At 38.8% G+C, this 4,356-nt stretch carries 4 protein-coding genes; 1 reads left to right on the forward strand and 3 read right to left on the reverse strand.

Annotated features, from left to right (window positions below; translation table 11 throughout):
• Positions 1-685 (forward strand): radical SAM protein (locus MUP17_08640; protein ID MCJ7459043.1); only part of this gene is annotated, 685 nt, incomplete at its 5' end.
• Between the two features lie 20 nt (positions 686-705).
• Here MUP17_08640 and MUP17_08645 read toward each other — a convergent pair.
• From MUP17_08645 to MUP17_08655, 3 genes are all read right to left on the reverse strand, one after another.
• Positions 706-3,156 carry an SNF2-related protein gene (locus MUP17_08645; GenBank protein MCJ7459044.1) on the reverse strand — a complete coding sequence of 817 codons (2,451 nt, stop codon included), beginning with the start codon at positions 3,154-3,156 and terminating at the stop codon, positions 706-708.
• Positions 3,157-3,191: 35 nt separating this feature from the next.
• Positions 3,192-3,767 (reverse strand): hypothetical protein, encoded by a 576-nt coding sequence (locus MUP17_08650; protein ID MCJ7459045.1) that lies wholly within the window; start codon positions 3,765-3,767, stop codon positions 3,192-3,194.
• 120 nt (positions 3,768-3,887) lie between these two features.
• Positions 3,888-4,241: a hypothetical protein gene (locus MUP17_08655; GenBank protein MCJ7459046.1), complete on the reverse strand. Its 354-nt coding sequence runs from the start codon at positions 4,239-4,241 to the stop codon at positions 3,888-3,890.
• Between the last annotated feature and the right edge of the window lie 115 nt (positions 4,242-4,356).

Consider the following 4,356-nt stretch of genomic DNA (forward strand, 5'->3'; position numbering starts at 1 on the left):
AAAGTCTGGACTTAGGACTTTGACCTTAGCCCCTGAAGCCGGGACTGAAAGGATGTGGAAGATTATCGACAAAAGGATTGACCGTGAGGATGTTCTGTGCGCCGCCCGGCTGTCAAGGGAAAAGAATCTGGAAAAGCTGAAGCTTTATTTTATCATCGGGCTGCCTTTTGAGACAACAAAGGATGTTGCAGGGGTTGTGGATTTGGTCAAGAAGATCCATGAGATCTTCGTAGGGGAGACCCTCGTGGTCTCCCGTGAGAGTAGAGGAGGCAAAGCTCTCCACAGGGAGATCATCCTCTCCATAAACCCTTTTGTGCCCAAAGCACACACCCCTTTCCAATGGGCACCAATGGACTCTGAAAAATCGTTACGGGAAAAACTGAAAATAATCTCGGATGGGGTAAGAGGCTTAAAAGGAGTAAAGTTTGAGAAGAAAAGCATAAAAGAAGCAGTCCTGCAAGGGGTATTATCACAGGGGGATAGAAAGGTGGGGATGGGGCTTTATTATCACATAAAAGAAAATCTGCCTCTGGCTCAGGCGTTTAGGAAGGCAGGAGTTGATGCGGAGTTTTTGGCTTTTGGAGAAAAAACAAAAGAGTATTTTTTTCCGTGGGAAATTGTGGAGACGGGGATTAGAAAAGAGGGTTTGTTTAAAGAATATCAGAAGGGGGAGAGAGTTAGTTAGGGAGGATAAAAATTCTCTTGTTAAATGGATATATTATACTTTTCCAACAAACCACAGAGATACGTGCCATCAAAAAGTTCAATACGTTTTCCATTCGCAAATTGCTTACACTCTTTAGAGAATTCACCGCTAGTTATCAAAACGCCCTTTGTTATGCTTGGTTGATCGTGAATCACTCCATATAATGACCTGACATGCTCAACCCCTACTATCCCATTAGGATAATGTTTACACTGAATAGCTAGAGATTCTGTGCCGCTTTCACTGAGACGTTTTGCATAGATATCAATACCTCTGTCTTTTGTTTGAGGAGTTAATTTTACGTGATATCCCATTTTTGCATAGAGATTAGAAATCAATTCTTCAAATTGTGGTGGCGAGATGCTCGTTAAAAGTTCCGGAGTTGCTAAATTCTTATGTGCAATCTTGGTTGCTGAAGCACGTTTTGATTTCTGAAGTCCAAATAAACCAAATAATTCATCCTCAGTCATAACCCTTGAGAGATTTGAATCGCTCAGGTCATCAATAACTTCTTTGAATAGCTGACGTTTACTATCAAGAAGGTTCTGTATCCTTTCCTCGATGGTATTCACAGTGAGAAGAGATGTAACAAAAACCCTCTTTTTTTGACCTATTCGATGCGCTCTATCCTCGGCTTGAGCTGCCACAGCCGGATTCCACCACATATCAAAGTGATATACATAATTGGCTCTAGTTAAGGTTAATCCCAACCCACCTGCTTTGACTGAAATAAGCAAAACCTTACTATCTTCTTCATCTTGAAATTTCTTAACGATATTGTCACGCTGGCTATCGGAAAGTGAACCATGATAGACAAGAGGATTAAATCTCTTGAGTTCTGGCTCTAAGAATTTAAGCGTTTTTTCTGGATACTGAGAAAACACTAGAGCTTTATCATCCTGCTCAGTAACTTCTTCTAATTTCTCTAACAGATATTCCAGTTTACAACTCTCTTTAGTTGCTGGATCTATATTGCAAATTTGTTTGAGCTTTGTAATGAGAGCTAAAATATGCTGAATCGTGACTGAATCACCCTGATCATTTAAAGCCACAATGCCTTCTTGTTCAGCTTTAATGTATGCTTCTCTTTGGGCGGAGGATAGTTCAAGCCATTTCTCGTCACAAAATTTTTCAGGTAATTCTGGTAGAGCATCTGTTTTTCTCCTCCTGAGAAGATAAGGATTAATAGCAGTTTTTATTTTCTTAGGTTTTGAGGCATCATCATAATGTAATAAACCTGGTTTCAGATATGCAAAGATGGAGATTAATTCTTCTAAACGATTTTCTAATGGTGTCCCAGACAATCCCCAACGAAAACGGGCGTCAATTTGACGAGTTGCTTTGGTAATATCGGCACCCGGATTTTTAATCTTCTGAATTTCATCTAAGACGATAAGATCAAACTGTTTCCTGGTGATATTTTCACCAGGTGTGTAGCTGAAAACGTGATGACAAGTTGGGCATTGTACTTGGATTCCCAATAATTCCTTACGCATACGAAGTCTTTCAGAACACTCTTTATTTGGACAATTAATAATGTGGCTTCCATCAGCATTAATTTCCACTTCGACACCTCCAAGCGAACTGACTAAATCCTGTCTCATGGTTTCATAAGTCGTTAGATAGATATGTGCTGGACTATTCCAAAAGACCTCTCTCTGCTCTTTTGGTCCACGTACTTTAATTACTCTTAACTCTGGTGCCCATTCCCAAAGTTTTCTTTCCCAGTCTGTTAAAACAGATTTAGGACAAAGTATAAGACCGTTGGTTACTTTTCCCATACGAAATAAGAATCGAATAGCAACAATAGCTTGTATTGACTTTCCCAAGCCCATCTCATCCCCCAGTAACGCTCTTTCATGCTCTAAAAGGAATTTGACACCTACACGCTGGAAAGGATAAGGTTCCCTTCCTAGTTGGAAAGCAATTGGGCTATCGAAGTTTTCGCCTAATGGAGGCTGAAGGATGGGGAAAATTAGATCGAATGTATCAACACCGGATTCAGCTTTTTCTCTGTCTCGTTTTTCATTTTCAATGCATATATGACACCAGCTCTTTTTCATTCCGTGAATACAGTCCTTATTCCCTTCTTCAGGCTCAAATAGGGTGGCTTGTCTATCTTTTACTTCGATTTGCCCGTATGATTTCCCAGCCTTCTTCGGTAAATTTAAAAGGAGTGGAAAAAATTCTATTTCTGGATACGAAAGCTGTTCCTTCAGCCAAAGAGTTAAATCCATTACTCCTCGATCTTCCAGAAGAGTTTTTAGTTCAATAATTTCAGGGTTCACAGGGCAGAAGTCAGTAGTAATCTGTGGCGAAGAAATAGACGGAATATTAATCTGATTTATCTTTGCTTCCTTTAGGTCTATCTCTAGCTTATCAAGTAAAAGTATTTCCGTTCTCTTAACTGGGAATATTTTGCTAACCAGCTTTAGTTTGGATCTTTCCAAAAACTTAAGATTATTTAAAAGCATCGTATTGATAATTATTGAAATCTTTTATCTTGTTTACCAAGCACTTCAATCGCCTTTGCCATTCTCTCGAATGGTTCAAGAGGATCGAGATAGTTTAAGATTTTTTCAAAAATTTCTCTTGTGGATGTTATGTCATCATCAAAATCAGGATGTGGTGTAAATACGACAGGTTGGAATTTTCCAGTAGAGCTATCCACTCTCTCCCTTTTTAGAATAACCTCTGAATTATTAGCCGGTTTAAAATCTATTGCCTCTCCTGCTCTGCGAATAAATATAACTGGACAGGAACTTGCTTTTCTCACATCAAGGAGAAACTCTTTATGAATTATTATTAAGGACGGTTTATTCTGTATCGACTGTATCAATGGTATTCCACAGAGGTTAACCCCGATATAAGGTTCGAGAGTATCTCCATAAAGTGGCTTTTGAATGGTAGTTGGCTTGACTGGATGTGTACATCTGAATTCCTGAGGTATTCCTTGAAGATCAGTAATAAGAATTGCACCAAGATATCCATCGCGAATTGATGTTTCATGAAGTGCCAAAAATCCTATTAACATATCTTGTTTTTCAATATCTGATTTCATTTGCTTGACCTCCCTGAATAGATAGATGTTTTTAGAAAATAATTGGTGATTTTTCCTTTAATTTACCGTGTTTTCTCTTCAGAGTCAATATTTTCTAGTCCTCATTTGTATCCGAAACATCTAATCACTTTCCATCAATCCTGACAATTTCAAAAGCTCTTTTGACCAAGCAGAAGCTTGGGTAATTAAATTTTTTAGAGACTCAGGATTTTGGCAAATTTTAGGAAACTTGAGATGCCAGAGGGAGAGCTGGATCTGGAGTTCGATTAGGTTGGTTTGCACATCCAAAGGAAAATCAGGCGCTATCCATTCTATTAAAAATTTACTCTCCTCTATTAAAGTTTCCACAGCTTTGAAATTATTTGGATTATCTACGAATGAGGCAATACGGGCTAAATTTGCTGCCAGTCCGCCTAAGCGTCTGGCTGAATCCTGTTTTAAATATCTAGTGCGGATGGCTTCTAAGTTTTTCATCGAAGTATAATAACTGGAGTGTAAAGCTTTAGCTTTACCTTTTTGGCAAACCTAAAGGTTCGCACTCCAAAAACTAACCCATTTTCTCCTCAGAGTCAATACATTTTACCCGATC

This window comes from Candidatus Zixiibacteriota bacterium (genome assembly GCA_022865345.1).
Classification (GTDB): domain Bacteria; phylum Zixibacteria; class MSB-5A5; order MSB-5A5; family RBG-16-43-9; genus RBG-16-43-9.